This is a genomic window from Pseudomonas sp. M30-35 (genome assembly GCF_002163625.1).
Classification (GTDB): Bacteria; Pseudomonadota; Gammaproteobacteria; order Pseudomonadales; family Pseudomonadaceae; genus Aquipseudomonas.
Genome location: NZ_CP020892.1, coordinates 3,549,369 through 3,571,072 on the forward strand (window position 1 = coordinate 3,549,369; position 21,704 = coordinate 3,571,072).

The window sequence follows — 21,704 nt, forward strand, 5'->3', positions numbered from 1 at the left end:
TAACCTTAGAGCAGTTTGCGCTTTTATGTTGGGCCTCCCATATCCGACAACGCAAACTCGCAGCATCGGCAGCCCTGTGTGGGTTGCCCCAGCAAGGGCTGCCCCAGCGAGGGCTGCCCCAGCAATACGTGTAGTTTTTCAAAGGTTCCTTAGCCCTGAGCGCCGCTAGGCTCTATCCTTATGGCGGACCTCAGAAAAGGAAGCCCCATGCGCCGCGTTTTAAATGATCTGAAAATAATGCTCTTGGCCAACCTCTGGGTGGTGCCGGTATTGGCGGCTTTAATCGGTTCAGTGTTTTACTTTGTCGCGCCACCACCACCGCTTAGCGCGACAATGGCGACCGGAGCCGAAGGCGGTGCCTACCGGATATTTGCCGAGCGCCTAAAAGAAGAGCTGGCGAAAGAAGGCTTTGAACTGACGTTAATGCCCAGTAACGGCTCACGGGATAACATCAAAAAGCTGCTGGATGAAGACTCCGACGTGCAAATTGCCCTGGTGCAAAGCGGTCTGGAGCGCCAGCTTGCGCCTGAACAACGTGAGCAATTGCAAACGCTCGGCGCGGTCTACCATGAACCACTTTGGTTGTTTTATCGCAGTGATATCAATCTTGATCGCATCGCTGACTTGCTGCCTCTACGCCTCGCGCTTGGCAGCCAGGGCAGCGGCACGCAAGCGGCGACCGAGGCGATCCTTACAGCTAACGCCATCACACCAGAGCAATACCCGAAAACCTGGCAAAACATCAGCGGTAGCAAAGCCGCAGAAGCACTGCTTAATGATGAACTGGATGCCGTATTTCTAGTTGGCCCGGCAGAAAACGATAACGTGCAAAAGCTCGCGGCGGATTCAAATATTGCCCTCGCTAACTTTCGCCGCGCTGATGCTTATGAAGCGCGCCTGCCCTTCTTTAACCGCCTGACCGTGGGTGAAGGCCTGCTCAACTTGGCCAATAATGCGCCATCACGTGAAGTCGTAACACTCTCACCAGTTGCGACGCTGGTGGTCAATGATGACTTCAATCCTGGTTTGGTCGCGTTGTTTCTCGAAGCCAGCCGCGAAGTCATGAGAACCGGAACCTTGCTCGATAAAGCCGGTACATTCCCGAGTGCAGAACCGCAGACCTTCGAGCTCTCCAGTGATGCGGATCATTACTACAAGAACGGTTTACCACTGCTGCAGCGCTATTTGCCGTTCCGGGTTGCCTCGCTGGCTGACCGCTACATCATCCTGCTGATTCCGTTGATAGTTGTGTTATTCCCATTGTTCAAAGCGGTTGGCCCACTTTACCGCTGGCGAATCCGGGCACGGATTTACCGCTGGTACAAACACCTCCGTGAAATCGATCGGCAGTTGGATAAAGGCAGTTTGCCTGAACATCTTGACGCTGAAATTGAACGCCTTGATCAACTGCAGGACGAATTGGCCAGCGTTGAAGTCCCGCTGTCCTACTCCAACGAGCTGTACGACCTGCACGTACACCTGCGCTATGTGATCGAACGCCTGCAAATCCTGCAAAAGCGTCGTCAACAGAGCGAGGAGTCCACCAGTTAATCAGGTAAACTAAGGAACCTCTGAAAAAGGTAGCGAGCGACGGGAGTACAAGACGAAAAGATGCGAAAAAGCGCAGTTTAGTTGTCCTAAATGAGCATTTTGAGCAGTTTTTTAACGCAGTAATACCTAGCGCAGTAGTTTTTCAGAGGTTTCCTGATGCCATTCGCGGGGGCTGCTGGCAAATGTCGCGGCCCCGCTACCTGTTTTTGATTTTCAAGAGAGTCACCATGCCGATCCGCCACAGCATCGTTCATCTGATCGACAAAAAACCAGATGGCACACCCGCTATTCTCCACGCCCGTGAAACCGAACTCGGCGCCTCGCAGGCTATCGAGAATATGCTGGCCGACCTCAACGACAGCTATAACGCCAAGCAAGGCAAAGCCTGGGGCTTCTTTCATGCAGAGTCCGGCGCATTTCCGTTCAGTGGCTGGCTCAAGGAATACCTTGACGACAGCCAAGACTTCACCGGGTTTACCCGCAAGGCGGTTGAGCATCTGCAAAAGCTGATGGAAGAATCAAACCTGTCAGTTGGCGGTCACGTGTTGTTCGCTCACTACCAACAGGGCATGACCGATTATCTGGCCATCGCCCTGCTCCACCACAGCGAAGGCGTCGCGGTGAATGATGCGCTGGATGTCACTCCAGCCAAGCACCTGGATTTGGGTCAGCTGCACCTGGCCGCGCGGATTAACATCTCGGAGTGGCGCAACAACGCCAACTCCAAGCAGTACATTTCGTTTATCAAGGGCAAGAACGGCAAGAAGGTTTCTGAGTACTTCCGCGATTTTATTGGCTGCCAGGAAGGGGTCGATTCGCCAAGCGAAACACGCACATTGCTTAAAGCATTCAGCGACTTCGTAGAAAGCGAAGACCTGTCAGAGGATACCGCTCGCGCCAAAACCGATACGCTGGTTGATTACGCCACCAGCCAAGCCAAGATTGGCGAACCGATGACGCTTGAGGCGCTGTCAGGTTTAATCGATGAAGAACGGCCAAAAGCCTTCTACGATCATATCCGCAATAAAGATTACGGCTTGTCACCAGAGATTCCGGCAGACAAACGCACGCTCAGCCAATTCCGTCGTTTTACCGGGCGTGCGGAAGGATTGTCGATCAGCTTTGAAGCACACCTGTTGGGCTCGAAGGTTGAATATAACGAGGAGCAGGACACGCTGATCATCCGCAACCTTCCGACTCAGTTAACCGATCAACTCAAGCGCCGGTAGGGTGCGACAACGCGAAGCTTGTCCACCACGGTGCAATACCAAAATACCCAAACGGCTCGCGCTGTTTGCGACCGCAAAGGTGGTGGATAAAAAAGCGTTATCCACCCTACTTACCGCAGTGGCGGACTACCCGGGGATTTAGTTGTAGGCGGCGGACGCTAAACCGCCGTCCGCTCTAGGTAGGGTGCGACAACGCGAAGCTTGTCCACCACCGCGTCAAGCAGCGCTGATCTTGAAGCCCAGGCGTGGAAAGTGAACGTGTACGGTGCCAGCGCGCGGATCTTCACGGCGCAGGATCAGCTCTTCACTTCCGCAGAACAGCAGTTCGCCTTCTACAGGATCAACACCGTAATCAACTGCGCTGATGCTCACTTGCTGGCCTGGCTTAAAGCCGTTTGGGTCTACAAACTTTTCATCCGGCAGTACGGCGGGCGTTGCATCACGGGCAATGCTGAGCGCGTCTTCGCCATTCATTTCGCTGAGCGAGCCATGCCCCATGCCCAGTACACGGCCCAGCCATGCAGCTACCGCTGGGTACTCATCAACCAGCGGTGAGGTAACCGGCGTGCCACGCAAGAACCACAGTGCATGCGCCAGCGAGAAGTCAGCAATAGAGGCCTCGCCAAACAGAAAGTCACCTTCGCTACTCTCAAGCTGCTGCTGTAAACGCTGCATCAGTACTGGCCACTGATGCGCCGCCTGCTCTGCCGGTAAACGCGTGAGTAAACCGCCATCAAACAAGGTTGAGCGGTCAGCCACAAATGCCTTGAGAAACTCTGGCGGAAGTTTGCCGAAGCGCGCGGCGATCGACTCAGGCTGAAACACCAAGCTAACCGCATGCAGAAACACCACTGAGTCAGCCCATTGTGCAAAGCTGGTGACGGTAAACTCCGAGCCCAGGGGAAATAACGCAGGGGTGGCCTTTTCAGCTTCAAGACGGCGTGCGATCAGTGCCGTGTCGCAATAAATATCAGCACCGATCTGCAACACTGGAGTTTTGCGGTAACCGCCGGTCAGTGCGGTTAGATCCGGTTTTGGCATGATCGGAGGGATCATTACCGAGCGCCAAGAGAGCTGCTTAAAGCCCAGCATCAAACGCGCTTTTTCAGCGAATGGCGATGTTGGGTAGTGGTGCAAAATCAACTCGTGCATGGCGGTCTCCGTTAATTATTAATAGATCACTAGCTTACGCGCAGAAACCGCAACCGCATAACGCCTAGGAAACGACTGGACTAAGTTGATAGCGCAGTATTAGCCGCAGCGATATCGGTCTTGAAGCTTTTCACCAGTATCTCTTTGGCCGCTTTGCTGAGCTTTTTGATCGCCCGTTCGCGGCGCAATGCATCGCCCTTGTCGGCACAGGCTTCGGTGTAGACCAAGGCTTGCGCCGGGCTGGAGAAGAAAAAACGCGCACCTTTACCACTTTGGTGCTTGGCAAAACGGCGCAGCGGATCATCACTGATACCACAATACAAGGCGCCGTTCTCCGCCCTGACCAGATACACCGACCAGGTTTTATCAAGCACTTCAGTCATCTATCAGCGCAGCCATTCACGCAATGTGCGCCACACACAGACCGCCACAAAGTAAACCGAGGACACCGCCCACAACGCCATCAACCATACTGGCGCCTGCGGATACTGGAGGATCAGCAGCAAACAGCAGAGCATCCAGATAAGGGTCATGGTGATGTTGACTGGCATAAACTCTTTCACCCGGAACGGGTGCAAGAACTTCATAGTGCTCAGGGTCAACGCCGAAAGCACAACGATGCAGGCAACACTCATCCAAGGTGAGATATCGAGCAGATACAGATAAACGATGACTACATTCCACGCCGCCGGAAAGCCGACAAAGTAGTTGTCCTGGCTTTTCATGTTGACGTTGCAAAAACAGAACAGCGACGACAACAAGATCAAACCGACAACCAGCAAAGCGGTGTATTCAGGCAGTGGCACAAAGCGGTAGATAAAAATCGCCGGGATAAACACATACGTCAGGTAATCGACGACCAGATCGAGCGTGGTGCCATCAAATTGCGGTAGCACGGTCTTAACGTCGTACTTACGTGCCAAAGTACCGTCGAGCCCGTCAACCAACAACGCCAAGCCCAACCACAGCAACGACGCTCGCGGATTGCCATCAAGCACCGCCAGCAGAGCCAAGAGCGCCAGAATCACCCCACTGGCGGTCATTGCATGAACACCCCAAGCCTTAGCCTGAGCCAGTCGCAGCAGCAATCCTTGCATGGTCGGTTCTCTCAGTGGCGCGGTTTTGCTCATGGCTATAAATTTCTCACAACTTGGAGGCCTGTCATATAAGACCAATACCTATCAGACAGAAAAGTTGGCCGTTACGTTCAACTTCACTCACTGCGCTCATAATACTTTAGCTTGCTTGATTACTCGCGAGTGGCTTGAAATTGCGCCAAGCCTTTCGCCGCTTGCCCGCGAATTGCATTTTGCACCAGCGGCGTCCACCCCAGTAGACGCCCCTTGAACCCAAGCGCCTGTGAAGCCCAGGACCAAAGATCAAACTGATCGCGGTGCTCGATTATTTTGCCATCAGCAAACTTAAAATTTGCATCAATACGATTAACCACGGTGTTACCCGTCTGGCTAAACACATAGGTTGCCACCCACTGCGCACTCCCTTGCTGTTCGTCGGCCTGAATATTATCAAAGGTCAGGCTGAAGTCTTTGGCGCGACGGGTAAGCATGCGCCACATATCGGCGGCATCCTCACCACGCAGGTCAGGAAACACTGGGTCGCTAAAACACACATCAGTGGCATAACAACTCGCCATGGTTTCGGCATCGAGCAGTTGAAATGCACTGTAAAAGCGCTGAATTAATTGGCCGTTGGCATGGTTCATCGCACAGTTCTCTCCATGATTCTCATTAGACTAACGTGAAGCAAGCATTCAAGCGACCGTACAACCATAAAAAAGGGAGCCAGAAGGCTCCCTTATCAAGGCACGGATTATCAGTGCAGGATCTGACTGAGAAACAGCTGAGTGCGCTCGTTCTCCGGATTGGTGAAGAACTTGTTCGGTTCAGCTTCTTCGACAATCTCTCCCTTGTCCATGAAAATCACCCGGTTGGCCACAGTCCGTGCAAACCCCATTTCATGGGTCACGCAGAGCATGGTCATGCCGTCTTCAGCGAGGCCGATCATGGTGTCGAGTACTTCTTTAACCATCTCAGGATCAAGTGCCGAGGTTGGCTCGTCAAACAGCATGATTTTTGGCTTCATGCACAAGGCACGGGCAATGGCCACACGCTGCTGCTGACCACCTGACAACTGGCCTGGAAATTTATTCGCCTGCTCAGGAATGCGCACACGCTCCAAGTAGTGCATGGCGATTTCCTCTGCTTGACGCTTAGGCAGCTTGCGAACCCACATCGGTGCCAGCGTGCAGTTCTGCAACACGGTCAGGTGCGGAAACAGGTTGAAGTGCTGGAACACCATACCCACTTCGCGACGAACCGCCTCAATCTGCTTGAGGTCATGGGTCAACTCGGTGCCATCAACGACGATACGACCTTGCTGGTGTTCCTCCAGACGGTTCAAACAACGAATCGTCGTCGACTTACCCGAGCCCGAAGGACCACAAAGGACAATCCGCTCACCTGATTTAACGTCGAGGTTAATGTCTTTGAGCACATGGAATTGGCCGTACCATTTATGTACGCCCTGCATTTGGATCATGCTTTCCACAGCTTCAGGCTTTTTAATTGCTTCACTCATCTAACTAGCTCCTAACGCTTGTGGCCAGTGTCCAATTTGCGCTCCAGATGCATGGAGTAGCGGGACATACCAAAACAGAAAACCCAGTAAACCAGGGCTGCAAACACATAGCCCTCAGTCGACATACCGAGCCACGCGGGGTCTGTGGTCGCTTGTTTGATGCTGTTGAGCAGGTCAAACAGACCGATAATGATCACCAGACTGGTGTCTTTGAACAGTGCGATGAAGGTGTTGACGATGCCAGGAATCACCATCTTCAGCGCTTGCGGCAGGATAACCAGCCCCATCATGCGCCAGTAACCCAAGCCCATTGCAGCAGCCGCTTCATATTGGCCTTTAGGGATTGCCTGCAAGCCGCCACGCACCACTTCAGCGATGTAGGCAGACTGGAACAAGATAACCCCAATCAAGGCGCGCATCAGCTTGTCGAAGCTCATGCCTTCCGGCAGGAACAGCGGCAACATTACCGAGGACATAAACAGCACGGTGATCAACGGCACGCCGCGCCAGAACTCAATAAAGGTCACGCAGATAACCCGGATAGCCGGCATCTCTGAACGACGTCCAAGCGCCAGCACAATACCCAGTGGCAAGGCGCCTGCAATACCGACAGAGGCAATCACCAGAGTCAGCATCAAACCGCCCCAGCGGCTGGTTGGTACGTTTTCTAGACCGAAGTGACCACCGTGCAACAGCAGGTAAGCCAGAATCGGGTAGAGCACCAGAAAGCCCAAGCCATACATGGCTTTGCGTGGCATTTGCGGCACGAACAACGGTGCAGCACCGATGATCGCTGCCCACAGGGCAAGGTCAACGCGCCAGCGCAGTTCGGTCGGGTAGAAACCGTACATAAACTGACCGAAACGTTGCTGGATAAACACCCAGCACGCGCCTTCGCCGGTGCAATCGGCACGGGTGGTACCCACCCAATCAGCGCTGAACAGCGCCCAATCGAGCAGCGGTGGAATCATTAGCCAGATCAAGTACACAGCGACAATAGTCAGCAGCGTATTAGGCACGCTGGAGAACAAGTTGCCACGTAGCCAGCCAACAGCCCCAACGCTCAGGCGCGGGGGTGGCAGATCAGGTTTAAACGTATGAATTTGCATGGGCTGCTCCTTACCGCTCGATCAGCGCGATGCGCTTGTTGTACCAGTTCATGAACAGCGAAATGCTAATGCTGATCGCCAAGTACACGCTCATAGTGATGGCGATAACTTCAATCGCCTGCCCTGTCTGATTAAGTACCGTACCGGCAAACAACGAGACCATGTCCGGATAGCCGATACCTGCGGCCAGGGACGAGTTCTTCGCAAGATTGAGGTACTGACTGGTCAGCGGCGGAATGATCACCCGTAGCGACTGTGGAATAACCACCAACCGCAAGATCTTACCGGCGGGCAAGCCAAGCGAACGAGCCGCCTCTGTCTGCCCGTGACTAACCGCCTGGATGCCCGATCGTACGATTTCAGCAATAAATGCTGCTGTGTAGATCGTCAGAGCCAGAGTCAGAGCGATCAATTCGGGGATCATCACCCAGCCACCACGGAAGTTGAAACCTTTCAACTCCGGGGACTGCCACGTCAGCGGATTACCCGACAATGCAATGGTCAAACCTGGTATCACCACCAGCATTGCCAGCGAAACCATAAGCAACGGAAACGGTTGGCCGGTTTTTTCAAACCGTGCACGTCCCCAACGCACCATGAAAATAATCGCGACAATGGTCAGCAGCAAAGCAATCAAGAACGGTGTGAATGCATCCGTTACCGACGGCGAAGGCATATACAAGCCGCGGTTATTGATGAAAAACATACTGCCAAACTCGAGACTCTGCTTCGGGCTCGGCATGGCCAGCATGACCGCGAAATACCAGAAGAAGATTTGCAGCAGAGGCGGAATATTACGGAAGATCTCGATATAGACCGTTGCCAGCTTGCTGACTAGCCAATTAGGCGAGAGTCGCGCAATACCCAGAATGAAACCGAGCAATGTGGCACCGACAATACCGATGCCAGATACCAACAGGGTATTGAGTAAGCCAATGACAAAGACCCGACCGTAGGAATCACTTTCCGTGTATTCGATCAGGTGTTGAGCAATACCAAAACCAGCACTGTTGTTAAGAAACGAGAAGCCGGATGTGATCCCGCGCTTGTCCAGGTTGGTCTGGGTGTTGTCAAACAAGAACCAGCCGAGCGCCACAACAGCGATGATGGCGAGAATTTGGAATAGCCACGCACGCACCTTAGGGTCAGTCCAGACTGAGCCTTTGGGGCGAGAGGCATTTGCACTAGTTTGCATATAAGCCCTCTTGGAACACCCACACCCGCATCAGCGGGCATGGGGTTCACATCATCAGAACGATGCTCACGCCCAGGACGGGCGCGAGCACTGACGGTCAGCGCACTGGTGGTGCGTATTGAAGACCACCTTTGTTCCACAGGGCGTTGAGACCACGTTCGATCTTCAGATCGCTACCGGCACCGACGTTACGGTCGAAGCTTTCGCCGTAGTTACCCACTTGCTTAACGATCTTGACGGCCCAGTCTTTAGGCAGCTTCAGATCTTTACCAAACTCACCTTCGGCACCCAGCAAACGTGCAATGTCTGGGTTCTTGGTGTTTTTGGCCATGTCTTCTACATTCTTCGAAGTGATGCCCAGCTCTTCGGCGTTAACCATAGCGAACAGGGACCAACGCACGACGTCGAACCACTCCTCGTCACCCTGACGAACCACTGGACCCAGCGGTTCTTTAGAGATGACTTCTGGAAGTACGACGTACTCCTCAGGAGCGGCCAGCTTGATACGCTGTGCGTATAGCTGCGATTGGTCAGAAGTCAGCACGTCGCAACGGCCTGCTTCAACCGACTTGGCGCTTTCGTCAGAAGTATCGTAAGTGATTGGGGTGTACTTCATGCCATTGGCACGGAAGTAGTCAGAGAGGTTCAGCTCAGTAGTGGTACCGGCCTGAATACAAACGGTTGCACCGTCGAGTTCTTTAGCGCTGGAAACACCCAGTTTCTTGTTAACCAGGAAGCCTTGACCGTCGTAGTAGTTAACACCCGCGAAGTTCAGACCCAGGCCAGCATCACGCGAGCTGGTCCAAGTGGTGTTACGCGACAGCACATCTACTTCACCAGATTGCAGTGCAGTGAAGCGCTCTTTGGCCGTCAATGGGCTGTATTTAACTTTGCTAGCGTCACCGAAAACAGCTGCAGCAACTGCGCGGCAGACATCAACGTCGAGCCCCATGTAGTTACCTTTGGCATCTGCGTACGAGAAGCCCGGCAAACCGTCACTGATACCGCACTGTACAAAGCCCTTTTTTTGTACTGCGTCGAGAGTTGCGCCCGCTTGAGCAAAGCCACTGACACCGAGAACAGTCGCGGTAGTCAGAATAGCCAGAGTGGATTTCACCATCTTCATTAAAAACCTCCAGTTGCTTTTGTTGTGTTGGAGTCTCAGCTCTACCACCGTACCCTTATGAGGTGAGTTAATTACGTTGGCAGCGACGCAATTAACCATGGATTGAGCATTAGCGCGAGTTATGTTGCCGCTTTTTCAATCGGCTTTGAACTTGCGCACGTCCGTTGGTAGAACGAACGTGAGACGGATAGCAATTTGCTCATCACCAAAAAAACCGCTTCTGGCGACATTTTTGGAAACCCCCATCAAATTGGCTTCCCGTCTGCTATGCGTCCGGTAACAATAAATAAAGTGTTACTGCTACCAGACGACATCACCAGTCTTGTTAGATGTAGCAAACCTCGTACCAGCACCGTGCCACCACCCTGATAAAAGCAGGTCAATAGCAAAACTTGTACCCTTGCGACATCTACTTCACAGAATAGCCACAATCCAAAGTTTAGCGCGCACCAATTTAGCGCTTAAGCACCAACCCGGAGCCAAACATGAGCGAACCATTGATCCTTCAGCCCACACACGCACCGGATTCGTGCGTCATCTGGTTGCACGGACTCGGCGCAGATCGTTACGATTTTTTGCCTGTCGCCGAAGCACTGCAACAGGTTTTACCCTCCACTCGCTTTGTGCTGCCGCAAGCCCCAACCCAGCCAGTGACGGTTAATGGTGGCTTCGAAATGCCCAGTTGGTATGACATTTTGGCGATGAGCCCGGCACGCGCGATCAATCGCGAGCAACTCGAAACGTCGGCGCAACAAGTTATTGCCTTGATTGAAGCGGCACGTGACAGCGGGATTAATCCGAAACGGATATTTTTGGCGGGCTTTTCACAAGGCGGCGCGGTGGTGTATCACGCAGCATTTATGCGCTGGACTGGGCCTCTCGGCGGAGTGCTGGCACTATCGACCTATGCCCCGACCTTTGCTGAAGACATCAGCCTTGACCCGGAAAAACAGCAGTTACCGGTCTACTGTCAGCACGGCAGCCATGATGATGTTGTGCTGCCAAGCATGGGCCGCACAGCCTACGAGTGGCTGAAAAGCAGAGGATGTGACCCAAAATGGCAGGCATACCCGATGGCCCACGAAGTACTCCCACAGCAAATTCGCGATATTGGTGACTGGCTGCTGACACAGTTGAGCAATTAAGGAACCCTAAGCCAGGTTGTGCAGTGCTTTCCCGCAGCTACCAAACGACCGCTGGTCTACAACTTCAACGGTACCGGCTTATAGCGAACTCACGCTTGAGCCGGAGCAAGCCGCTTGTCTCGACATTGAAACCGCTCAAGCATCGGTCATCGCGGCTAGTTTCTGCGTAGGCTGCTTGCCTGTTCAGACCCACCTCTGCGTCCTTCACTAATACCGTAAGCCGCTGGTCGCTCGACAGATTGCAATGCTTGTTCTTATCTAATCTGATTATTAGATGAGGCAGATCAAACTCATCAAGCGGGGAGCGCTAGGGATGTGTTGGGTTACACGTTTCTGCGTCTATAGGTGGCGGCAGTGAAACCAGCTCACTGGCAAGCCGAGACGCAGCATCTGAATAAACTGCGCCTGTTCGATAAGGTCGCGTTAAGCAACATTGAGCAGTTGCTTAACGAGTTTTTGGCTTACGATATTGATGCGGGAGAAGTCCTGCTGTCACCGACTACGCGTAACAATTATTTGTACGTTTTAGTCGCCGGCCAACTCAACGTTTACCTGGGTTCGCTCGATAATCAGCCGGTCAGCACATTATATATAGGCGATTGCGCAGGCGAAATCAGCTTCATTGACAATGACCACCCTTGTGCATTCGTAGTTGCCACACAGCCCAGCCGAGTGTTGCGGCTGCACCGCGCTTCACTGGTCAATTTGTTCCAACATTCACCGCAGCTCATGCAGAACCTGCTTGAACTGCTCTGCCATCGAGTTCGCCAAGGCAACCGAACCATCCTCAACAGCGAACAACACGCCAATATCGACACCCTTACCGGCACCTTCAACCGGCGCTGGCTGGAGCATATTTTTGAGCGTGAAACCACGCGCTGCGCCTTCAATGAGCAGCCCTTCAGCTTGTTGATGCTCGATGTTGATCACTTCAAGGCCTATAACGACAAACATGGTCACTTAGCGGGTGACTACGCACTGTGCATGGTCGCACAGACATTGACCGACCAATTGCGTAACAAGGACAGCCTGGCGCGGTATGGCGGAGAGGAATTCGTCATTTTACTGCCAGAAATGGACACCGATGCGGCGCTGAGTATCGGTGAACGCTTACGCTTGAGCCTGCAAGCCGTTACGACCTTTTACTCACCCACAGGCCCTTTGCCAGGGGTCACGGTGTCGATTGGCTTATCATCCATGCGGAGCCAGGACACCCTGCAAAGCATGCTTGTCCGGGCCGATAACGCGCTATACAGAGCCAAACAACAAGGCCGCAATTGCCTGCGCCACTAAAGCTGCAAACACCCCACCCAAAAGGGTGAATCGTCAATCAAAACGCTAGCAGTGGGTTGCAAGCGGCTGTGGCACTTCGCCGCGCCGTGTTCTTGCTTTACACTGGCGCAGTTCACTCCTTAACCAATTGACGAGATGACCGTGCTCAAAGCACTAAAGAAAATATTCGGCAAAGCCGACGGCGAGCAGCCAGCCTCAGTAAACAGGCCCTCTGCGCCAGCCAACCTTGATAGCGCACCAGCCAATACCAGCCGCAACAGCCGAGCACGCGATAAGAACCGTGAGCCGAGCAAAGCGAAGACTGACGGCGCGAAGCCTGCCCGCAATGACGCGCCCAAAGCGGCAAAGCCACGCCGCGAGCGGGTAGCCAAACCGGTTGATAACTGGAAACTCAGCGATTTTGCGGTCGAACCTGCTGAAGGTAAAACACGCTTTCACGATTTCAAGCTCAGCCCTGGGCTAATGCACGCCATTCATGACCTTGGGTTTCCGTATTGCACGCCAATCCAAGCGGGCGTTCTGGGTTACACCCTGAGCGGCCAGGATGCTATCGGTCGTGCCCAGACGGGTACGGGCAAAACCGCCGCATTCCTCATCTCGATCATTACTCAGCTGCAGCAAACGCCACCGCCGAAAGAGCGCTATATGGGTGAGCCGCGAGCACTGATTATCGCGCCGACCCGCGAACTGGTGGTGCAGATCGCTAAAGATGCACAAGACCTGACTAAATACTCTGACCTTAATGTCATGAGTTTTGTTGGCGGCATGGATTTCGACAAGCAGTTAAAGCTGCTGGAATCGCGTTACTGCGACATTCTTGTTGCAACGCCGGGTCGCTTACTTGATTTCAACCAGCGCGGCGAAGTACACCTCGACATGGTTGAAGTCATGGTGCTCGACGAAGCCGACCGCATGCTCGACATGGGCTTTATCCCGCAGGTTCGCCAAATCATTCGCCAGACGCCAATGAAAGGTGAGCGGCAAACCCTGCTGTTCTCTGCCACATTCACTGAAGATGTAATGAATCTGGCCAAACAATGGACCACTGACCCGGCGATTGTTGAGATTGAGCCAGAAAACGTTGCCAGTGACACCGTTGAGCAACACGTTTATGCCGTGGCAGGTAGCGACAAATACAAGTTGCTGTACAACCTGATTGCGCAGAACGATTGGATTCGGGTGATGGTCTTCGCCAACCGCAAAGACGAAGTCCGACGCATTGAAGAGCGCCTGACGCGTGACGGCATCAGCGCCGCACAAATGTCTGGCGACGTACCGCAGCATAAGCGGATCAAGGTGCTTGAAGGTTTCCGTGAAGGTAAAATTCGCGTGCTGGTCGCAACTGATGTTGCTGGTCGCGGCATTCACGTTGACGCCATCAGCCACGTGATCAACTTCACCCTGCCGGAAGACCCGGACGATTACGTTCACCGTATTGGCCGAACAGGTCGTGCGGGCACCAATGGCACCTCGATCAGTTTTGCCGGCGAAGATGACGCCTACGCATTACCGCCCATCGAGGCGCTGCTTGGCCACAAGATATCCTGTGAAATGCCGCCAGACGAACTGCTCAAGCCGATACCCCGCAAAGGTTAACCAAGCGCGATAGAACAGGCGAAGCCCAGCAGCTTCGCCTTTTTTGTGTCTGTGACCCGTCCTGAATAAGGTTTACACCTTCTAGCTTCTTTTTCAGGAGGGCCCCATGGCTGAAGGTGTACGACGAAGTCAGCGCGATTATTCGCTAGCTTTTAAATTGGCAGTTGTCGATCAGGTCGAAAAAGGCGAGCTTAGTTACACACAAGCTCAGGATCGCTATGGGATCCAAGGGCGATCAACTGTATTGGTTTGGTTGCGCAAGCATGGCCGCCAAGATTGAAGCCAAGGCGCATCGATTCGAGCCCAGAGGAGTCGCGTCATGACTACCCCCAAGCCGCTGACACCCGAGCAGCGCATCAAAGAGCTGGAGCAGCAGCTTGAAGTGGCCACACAGAAAGCTCAATTTTTCGAAGCCGTAGTGGATGTCCTGAAGACCGACTACGGAGTGTCGATCGTAAAAAAGCGACCCGGCAAGTCCTCACGCAAAAGCAAATCGAAGGGCTGAGTATCAGCAGGGCTTGCCAGTTCATGGGGATCAGTCGTCAGGCTTACTACAAGCGTAATAATGTCGACGCTGCTCGTCTGGCTTTGGATCAGAACGTTGTCGATTTCGTTCAGCGCAAACGTCAGCGCCAGCCGCGCCTAGGCACCCGTAAGCTGCATTATTTACTGCATTGTCAGCCTCAACTTGACCTGCATGTAGGTCGAGATCGGCTGTTTTCAATCCTGCGTGAAAGGCGTTTGTTGGTAGCCCGCAAGCGGGCTTATCACAAGACGACCGACAGCCATCATCGCTTCCGGCGCCATCCAAACCTGCTCAAGCCAGGGCCTGACCAGGTTGTTCCAAATGGCCCGGAACAAGTCTGGGTGGCTGATATCACCTATTTGCCAATTCAGACCGGCACAGCCTATCTAAGCCTTGTGACGGATGCTTTTTCACGAAAGATCGTGGGTTATCACGTCCATGAGAGCCTGCATACCGAGTCGGTGGCTCATGCGTTGCGCCGGGCGGTAAAACGCCGTCAAACACAGCAAGCACTAATCCATCACTCGGATAGAGGTAGTCAGTATTGCTCGGGAGAGTATCAGGCGCTTCATGCAAGACACGGCATCAGGTGCTCGATGACGGATGGTTATGACTGCTACCAAAACGCCTTGGCAGAGCGGGTCAATGGAATTTTAAAGACAGAGCTTTTGCTCCAGCGACCAGAAGATTTAACTCAGGCGAAGAAGATGGTGAGCGAGTCGGTGTCGATCTATAACAACGAGCGACCACACCTGTCGCTGAAATACAAAACGCCCGATGCGGTGCACCGGGCGTTAGGGTGAATAGGTGTAAACCTATTTCAGGACTAGACACTGCAATAAACCAGGCGTTGTCTCATTAATGGTATGGGCGACGCTTTTTTCGCCCACCATTAAACGGCTGTCAAAACCACGGCTATGTGCTGGCTCTTAAGCCTTTGGTTGCTTGAGTCATGGTGGGCAAGCTTCGCGTTGCCCCCTAAGCGCTAGTCTTAGAGCTGTTAAATTGCGGAAATGGAGTCCCATGATGCGCCTGACCATCCAACCGACCGACTTACACAAAGCAGTCGCAGCTGGCGTGCTTGCTCCCGGCCAAGACGCCGCATTGCTCAGTTTTTTGCAGCAACAAAACCCTGAACGGGCGAGTTTTCAACTGGCGCACATCGCGTATTACTTTGGCGCCATGCTGATCATCGGCGCCATGGGTTGGCTGCTGACCGAGGCCTGGATGAACATTGGCGAAGGTGCGCTACTGATCATCAGTGCGGCCTATATGCTGTTGTTTACCCTGTGCGGCCGCAGCATGTGGCAACGCGGCCAGCAAATACCGGGCGGCTTGTTGGGCGCAGTGGCTGTGAGCATGACGCCGCTGCTGATATTTGCCGTGCAACGTCTGATGGGCTGGTGGCCACTGGATGACGGCTTGGGTAGCTACAACGATTACTACAAATACGTACAAAGCGGTTGGCTGGCAATGGAGCTTGGCACAGTAATGGTTGGGGTGCTGATGCTACGCATGCTGCCCTTCCCCTTTATTGTCATGCCGATAGCAATTGCCCTGTGGTTTATGTCGATGGATTTGACCGAGCTGCTGTTTGGCAGCTCTTTCGACTGGGAACAACGCCGCTGGATCTCGTTATGGTTCGGCTTGCTGGTACTGCTCTGCAGCCTGTGGGTCGATGGCCGCAGCCAACGCGACTATGCATTCTGGGGATACCTGGCGGGGTTGTTAGCCTTCTGGGGCGGCCTGTCCATGATGGACAGCGGCAGCGAATTGGGCAAAGCCTTGTACTGCCTGATCAACCTTGGACTTATAGCGGTCGCAGTGCTGCTGCGCCGCGCTATGTTCATGGTCTTTGGTGCACTCGGTGTGGCATCGTATCTGGGATATTTATCCTATGAAGTGTTCGCCGACTCGCTGCTATTCCCGGTCATCGTTAGCCTGCTGGGCTTGGCGGTTATTGGTTTGGGCATTGTTTATCAAAGACAGCGGGATGCGTTCAGCGCAAAACTGCGCCGCAAAATACCGTCAAGCTGGCAGAGCTTTCTACCTGCACTGCGCCGTTAAATGACGCCCGGCTATGCCCGTAAGGGCATGGCCGCAGACGAGCCAACTGTACAAAAAACACGCTAAACGGTTGATCAACCGAATATTTTTCACGCTAGGGCTTTCGTTTAGTCGCGCAGAGTTGTAGAAAAGACTATGCCTTGCACATTCTCACCAGCCAGTTTTGCTTGGAGCCCTGCTTAATCGTTGAGCAAGCCTGTATTAACGCCCGGAGTTGGCGTTCAATTTTCAGACGCCTGTGGCAGTTGTGAGTCCACAGGGTCGTATTAAAGGAGCCAAGAATGGCCCAACGAAACGTAATAAATGCCTCTGTGAGCCCAAAGGGCAGTCTCGAAACCCTCTCCCAGCGTGAAGTTCAGCAGCTCAGTGAAGCGGGTTCAGCCAGCATCTACATACTCTTCCGTCAGTGCGCGCTGGCAATTCTCAACACTGGCGCGCAAATCGACAATGCGAAAACCATTCTCGACGCCTACAAAGACTTCGAAGTCCGTATTCACCAGCAAGATCGCGGCGTTCGCCTGGAACTGCTCAACGCCCCGGCGGATGCCTTCGTTGATGGCGAGATGATCGCCAGCACCCGCGAAATGTTGTTCAGCGCCCTGCGCGATATCGTCTATACCGAGAACGAACTAGGCAGCCAGCGCATCGACCTGAGCAGTTCGGAAGGCATCACTGACTACGTGTTCCACCTGCTGCGCAACGCCCGCACCCTGCGTCCGGGTTTAGAGCCAAAGATGGTTGTTTGCTGGGGCGGTCACTCGATCAATACAGACGAGTACAAGTACACCAAAAAAGTCGGTCACGAACTCGGCCTGCGCAATCTGGATATTTGCACCGGCTGCGGCCCCGGCGTGATGAAAGGCCCGATGAAGGGCGCGACTATTGCCCATGCCAAACAACGCATCAACAACAGCCGTTACTTGGGACTGACCGAGCCGGGGATCATCGCTGCCGAAGCACCGAACCCAATCGTTAACGAACTGGTGATCATGCCGGACATCGAGAAACGCTTGGAAGCCTTTGTACGTGTGGGCCACGGCATCATCGTCTTCCCGGGCGGCGTGGGTACGGCTGAGGAGTTTCTCTATCTGCTGGGCATCTTGATGCACCCTGAAAACCGCGAGCTGCCCTTCCCGGTTATTCTCACCGGCCCGAAAAGCGCCGAGGCCTTTATCCAGCAACTGCACACCTTTATCGGTGCAACCTTGGGCGAAGAGGCGCAGCGTCATTACCAAATCATCATCGACAACCCTGCGCAAGTTGCCCGCGAAATGACGGTAGGTTTAAAGGCCGTTAAACAGTTCCGTCGTGAACGCAATGATGCGTTCCACTTCAACTGGCTGCTGAAAATCGACGAAGGTCTGCAGCGTCCGTTCGACCCGACGCACGAGAACATGGCCAGCCTGCAATTAAGCCGTGATCTGCCAGCCCATGAGTTAGCCGCCAACCTGCGCCGGGCTTTCTCCGGGGTGGTTGCGGGTAACGTCAAGGACAAGGGCATTCGCATGATCGAAGAAAAAGGCCCGTATCAGATTCATGGCGACGTGGCCGTGATGCAGCCGCTGGACGAATTGCTGCAAGCCTTTGTCGATCAGCACCGCATGAAACTGCCGGGCGGCGCGGACTATGTGCCGTGTTACCAACTCGTCAAGTAAGCCTGCGTATGGGCTGTCGAGCGGTTAATGCTCGATGGCCCACTTGCTTGCGGCGCAGCGCTTAAAGCGTTATCGAACGGGTCGCTTAAACACCCCAGGCAACACGCAAGGCGCGCAATGCAACCTCGATATCGGCCTCATTAACAGCCGCAAAACCGAGCACCAAACCCGCACGTTGGTCTGGCATCTGTTCGCTGTCTGGCAACCAATAATGACTCAGTGCATTGATTTCAACACCGACGGCCTCTGCCGCTTCGATCAACTCCTGCTCACGGGCGACGCTATCGACCCGGACGCACAGATGCAGCCCTGCATCGACAGCAGGCATTGGCGCACAGCCAGCAATTGCGCGAGGCCAACCGGCCAGCAATGCATCACGGCGACTGCGTGCAGCACTGCGCATCCGGCGGATATGCCGTTGAAAATGTCCAGTCGCAATAAACTCCGCCATCACCGCTTGGGTGCCTATCTCAGAATGACGCATATCCAAAGCCCGACGCCGTGAGAACGACTCAGCCAGGTCCGCAGGTAAAATCAGATATCCAAGGCGCAATGCCGGAAAGGTAATTTTGCAAAAAGTGCCGACATACAACACGCGTCCTTGACGGTCGAGCGCAGCCAAGGGTGCCAAAGGCGTACCGCTGTAACGGTACTCGCCGTCGTAATCGTCTTCGATAATCCAACCGTCATGACGCTCTGCCCAGTCGAGTAATTCAAGCCGGCGTTGCAACGACAACGTCACTCCGGTCGGGTATTGGTGCGATGGCGTCACATAGGCCAAACGACAGTGACCGAGCCGCTCAAGCGCCGCCGTATCAATACCGGCACCATCAACCGCGACACCCTGCAACTTAGCACCAGCGACGGCAAATGCATGCCCGGCAGCGCGGTAGCCCGGATTTTCAATCGCCACCCTATCACCGGGCTGCAACAGCAACTGTGCACACAGGCTGATCGCTTGTTGCGCGCCACTGGTGATCACCACTTGTGCGGGATCACACTGCAAGCCGCGACTGTTGCGCAGGTAAGCGACAATCAGCTCGCGCAATTGCCGATCACCTGCTGGATCGCCGTAGCCGAGCCGCGCAGGAGACGGTTTACGCCAAAAGCTCGCCGACAGCCTTGCCCAGGTTTCAAACGGGAACAGGTCGAATGCCGGAACCCCAACTCGAAAGGCCCGTGGCGCACCTTCTGGTGGTTTCGGTAAATGATGGTTATCGAGCAGGCGCAAAGCATCGCTTGGCGCAGGAGTGGCGGTCGGCGCCGCAACAACAGGCGCCACGCTTGCCAGCTGGGCAACATAGGTGCCGTCGCCAACCCGACCTTCAATGTAGCCCTCGGCATAGAGCTGGTCGAACGCCCGCATCACCGTATTGCGTGAAACATCAAGCAAGTTGGCAAGATCGCGACTGGCAGGCAACCGCGCACCGCCAGGCAGGCGGCCATCAAGGATTCGCTCACGCAAACGTTGATAGAGCTGCCGCGCCAAACCGCGTCCGGGCTCAAGCCGTACACCAGACAAGTCGATCGGCAACGACGCACTCACCTGCATAATTGGCTCCATAAAGTTAGCCATAAATGGATCTTACAACAGTCCAATATTCTGCCTAGCATGCAGCTATCAATCTACAGCCATCAATCAGAAGAACCCGCATGTATCTACCTTCAGCGTTTCGTCAGGATGATTTCGGAGTGCTGCATGACGAAATCGATAAAGCCCGCTTGGCAACGATTGTTAGCCATGGCGCAAACGGCTTACAAGCCACTCACTTACCCCTGCTGCTCGTGCGTGAAGAGGGTCAGTACGGCACGCTGTATGGCCATCTCGCGCGGGCCAACCCGCATTGGCGTGATTGGCAGGACGCTAGCGAGGCGTTGGTGATGTTTAACCTTGCAGATGGCTACATCAGCCCTGCGTGGTACCCGGCCAAAGCTGAGCACGGCAAAGTGGTGCCGACCTGGAATTACATCAGCGTTCACGCACGCGGCCCGATCGAGTTGTTCGATGATCCGCAGCGCTTGCTGCAATTGGTCAGCCGCCTAAGTGACAAACACGAAGCCAACCGCGCAACACCTTGGTCCGTCGATGATGCGCCCGCTGACTATATCGACAAGATGCTGCGGGCAATTGTCGGCTTTGCCCTGCCCATCGAGCATATAGAAGGCAAATACAAGCTCAGCCAAAACCGTGACTCAGCCGACCAGAAAGGTGTTCACGCGGCTCTGCAAAGCAGCGCAGACCCGCGCGACCAGTTACTTGCCGAGCGTATGCCCTGCGCCGATTAAGCCAAAGGATTCAGACATGTCTCTCGAAATTCGCCCAGTAAGCTCCGCCGATCAGGCCGCCTGGCTGTCACTTTGGCAGGGTTATCAGCAGTTCTATGGAACCGAAATCAGTGCTGCGACCAGCGCCATTACCTGGCAGCGATTTCTCGACCCAACGGAGCCGATGCATGCGGCTATCGCCTGGCTAGACGGCAAGCCGGTTGGCGTTGTGCATTGGATATTTCATCGCTCGTGCTGGACTGTTGGCGACTACTGCTACCTGCAAGACTTATTCGTTGAGCAACAGCTGCGCGGTGCGGGTGTCGGTCGCAAGTTGATTGAGCATGTCTATGCACAAGCCAAAACGGCTGGTGCCTCACGCGTGCATTGGTTGACCCAGGAAACCAATACCGACGCCATGCAGCTCTACGACCGGATAGCCGACCGCCCGGGCTTTATCCAATACCGCAAAATATTCTGATCGAGACGCCTTAAATGACCTACCAACTCAATGATCGCCCAGTCGATTGGCAACCTGTGGCTCGGCCAGAGCGCGTGGTATTGCAAGGCAAATTTGTGCAGCTGGAACCACTCGATGCCAGCCGCCACGGCGATGACCTGTGGCACGCACTGCAAGGCCCGGACTCCGACCCGAAGTTGTGGGCTTACCTGGCGGTTGGGCCATTTCTTGAACGCGCAGAGTTCGATGCTTGGCTCGCCGCCAATCAGGCCAGTGCCGACCCGCTGTTCTTTAGCGTGATTGATAAAGCCAGCCAGCGTGCAGTCGGCCTGCTCAGCTATCTGCGAATCACCCCGAAAGACGGCACCATTGAGATTGGCCACATCGCCTTTGGCCGTGTCATGCAGCGCTCACCGGGCTCAACTGAAACCCTTTGGCTACTGGCCAATTATGCAATGAGCGAACTGGGTTACCGCCGACTGGAGTGGAAGTGCAATGCGCAAAATGCCCGCTCAATGCGCGCCGCCGAACGCCTTGGTTTTGTACAGGAAGGTATATTCCGCCAACACATGGTGGTTAAAGGCTGTAACCGTGATACCGCGTGGTTCTCGATAGTCGACAGTGAATGGCCACGCTGCCGTGATGCCTTCAAACGCTGGTTGGATGACGCTAACTTCGATAGCAACGGCCAGCAGATCAACAGCCTTGAAACGCTGCGCAAGCAATAATCCGCAGGG

19 protein-coding genes and 1 pseudogene are annotated in these 21,704 nt (G+C 54.3%); 11 read left to right on the plus strand and 9 right to left on the minus strand.

Going from position 1 to position 21,704, the window contains the following annotated elements; translation table 11 throughout:
* The first annotated feature begins 207 nt into the window (after nt 1-207).
* Together B9K09_RS16400 and yejK are read left to right on the plus strand one after the other, a co-directional pair.
* A complete protein-coding gene (locus tag B9K09_RS16400) occupies nt 208-1,551 on the plus strand; it encodes a TAXI family TRAP transporter solute-binding subunit (protein WP_087517826.1) in 1,344 nt (447 codons plus the stop codon).
* Between the two features lie 227 nt (nt 1,552-1,778).
* Entirely contained in the window at nt 1,779-2,780 is a 1,002-nt protein-coding gene (gene yejK / locus B9K09_RS16405; protein ID WP_087517827.1) for a nucleoid-associated protein YejK, read from the plus strand.
* Between the two features lie 216 nt (nt 2,781-2,996).
* On the opposite strand, the gene B9K09_RS16410 is transcribed toward yejK, so the two are convergent.
* The 8 genes from B9K09_RS16410 to B9K09_RS16445 form a co-directional block, all read right to left on the minus strand.
* Complete coding sequence (locus tag B9K09_RS16410) at nt 2,997-3,932, minus strand: glutathione S-transferase family protein (protein WP_087517828.1); 936 nt, start codon at nt 3,930-3,932, stop codon at nt 2,997-2,999.
* An 80-nt stretch (nt 3,933-4,012) separates the two neighbouring features.
* Nucleotides 4,013-4,315, minus strand: coding sequence for a GIY-YIG nuclease family protein (locus B9K09_RS16415; protein ID WP_087517829.1), 303 nt, complete (start codon nt 4,313-4,315; stop codon nt 4,013-4,015).
* 3 nt (nt 4,316-4,318) lie between these two features.
* Nucleotides 4,319-5,029, minus strand: coding sequence for a phosphatidylcholine synthase (pcsA, locus tag B9K09_RS16420; RefSeq protein ID WP_087517830.1), 711 nt, complete (start codon nt 5,027-5,029; stop codon nt 4,319-4,321).
* 152 nt (nt 5,030-5,181) lie between these two features.
* A complete protein-coding gene (locus B9K09_RS16425) occupies nt 5,182-5,655 on the minus strand; it encodes a nuclear transport factor 2 family protein (RefSeq protein WP_087517831.1) in 474 nt (157 codons plus the stop codon).
* Between the two features lie 110 nt (nt 5,656-5,765).
* Nucleotides 5,766-6,530, minus strand: a complete 765-nt coding sequence (locus B9K09_RS16430) for an amino acid ABC transporter ATP-binding protein (RefSeq protein WP_087517832.1) — start codon at nt 6,528-6,530, stop codon at nt 5,766-5,768.
* Nucleotides 6,531-6,541: 11 nt separating this feature from the next.
* Entirely contained in the window at nt 6,542-7,639 is a 1,098-nt protein-coding gene (locus tag B9K09_RS16435) for an amino acid ABC transporter permease (protein ID WP_087517833.1), read from the minus strand.
* Between the two features lie 10 nt (nt 7,640-7,649).
* The gene (locus B9K09_RS16440) at nt 7,650-8,834 is read right to left on the minus strand and encodes an amino acid ABC transporter permease (protein WP_087517834.1); all 1,185 of its coding nucleotides are present in this window, start codon (nt 8,832-8,834) and stop codon (nt 7,650-7,652) included.
* Nucleotides 8,835-8,931: 97 nt separating this feature from the next.
* Complete coding sequence (locus tag B9K09_RS16445; RefSeq protein WP_087517835.1) at nt 8,932-9,960, minus strand: amino acid ABC transporter substrate-binding protein; 1,029 nt, start codon at nt 9,958-9,960, stop codon at nt 8,932-8,934.
* Nucleotides 9,961-10,445: 485 nt separating this feature from the next.
* Here B9K09_RS16445 and B9K09_RS16450 point away from each other — a divergent pair, with 485 nt between their 5' ends.
* From B9K09_RS16450 to ppnN, 6 genes and pseudogenes are all read left to right on the plus strand, one after another.
* On the plus strand, nt 10,446-11,105 hold the full coding sequence (locus tag B9K09_RS16450) for an alpha/beta hydrolase (protein WP_087517836.1): 660 nt from the start codon (nt 10,446-10,448) through the stop codon (nt 11,103-11,105).
* Between the two features lie 354 nt (nt 11,106-11,459).
* Nucleotides 11,460-12,398, plus strand: a complete 939-nt coding sequence (locus B9K09_RS16455) for a GGDEF domain-containing protein (RefSeq protein ID WP_087519135.1) — start codon at nt 11,460-11,462, stop codon at nt 12,396-12,398.
* A gap of 141 nt (nt 12,399-12,539) precedes the next feature.
* Nucleotides 12,540-13,994, plus strand: coding sequence for an ATP-dependent RNA helicase RhlB (gene rhlB, locus B9K09_RS16460; protein WP_087519136.1), 1,455 nt, complete (start codon nt 12,540-12,542; stop codon nt 13,992-13,994).
* Nucleotides 13,995-14,100: 106 nt separating this feature from the next.
* A pseudogene (locus B9K09_RS16465) lies at nt 14,101-15,323 on the plus strand (IS3 family transposase).
* Nucleotides 15,324-15,546: 223 nt separating this feature from the next.
* Complete coding sequence (locus B9K09_RS16470; RefSeq protein ID WP_087517837.1) at nt 15,547-16,587, plus strand: DUF2157 domain-containing protein; 1,041 nt, start codon at nt 15,547-15,549, stop codon at nt 16,585-16,587.
* A 281-nt stretch (nt 16,588-16,868) separates the two neighbouring features.
* Nucleotides 16,869-18,242, plus strand: coding sequence for a nucleotide 5'-monophosphate nucleosidase PpnN (gene ppnN / locus B9K09_RS16475; protein ID WP_087517838.1), 1,374 nt, complete (start codon nt 16,869-16,871; stop codon nt 18,240-18,242).
* An 85-nt stretch (nt 18,243-18,327) separates the two neighbouring features.
* On the opposite strand, the gene B9K09_RS16480 is transcribed toward ppnN, so the two are convergent.
* A complete protein-coding gene (locus B9K09_RS16480; RefSeq protein ID WP_087517839.1) occupies nt 18,328-19,794 on the minus strand; it encodes a PLP-dependent aminotransferase family protein in 1,467 nt (488 codons plus the stop codon).
* A 101-nt stretch (nt 19,795-19,895) separates the two neighbouring features.
* On the opposite strand from B9K09_RS16480, the gene B9K09_RS16485 reads away from it, so the two are divergent.
* From B9K09_RS16485 to B9K09_RS16495, 3 genes are read left to right on the plus strand one after another with little or no spacing between them, the layout of a single operon-like run.
* A complete protein-coding gene (locus B9K09_RS16485; protein ID WP_087517840.1) occupies nt 19,896-20,528 on the plus strand; it encodes an FMN-binding negative transcriptional regulator in 633 nt (210 codons plus the stop codon).
* A 16-nt stretch (nt 20,529-20,544) separates the two neighbouring features.
* Nucleotides 20,545-20,988: a GNAT family N-acetyltransferase gene (locus B9K09_RS16490; protein ID WP_087517841.1), complete on the plus strand. Its 444-nt coding sequence runs from the start codon at nt 20,545-20,547 to the stop codon at nt 20,986-20,988.
* 14 nt (nt 20,989-21,002) lie between these two features.
* Nucleotides 21,003-21,695 carry a GNAT family N-acetyltransferase gene (locus B9K09_RS16495; protein ID WP_087517842.1) on the plus strand — a complete coding sequence of 231 codons (693 nt, stop codon included), beginning with the start codon at nt 21,003-21,005 and terminating at the stop codon, nt 21,693-21,695.
* Nucleotides 21,696-21,704: the final 9 nt, after the last annotated feature.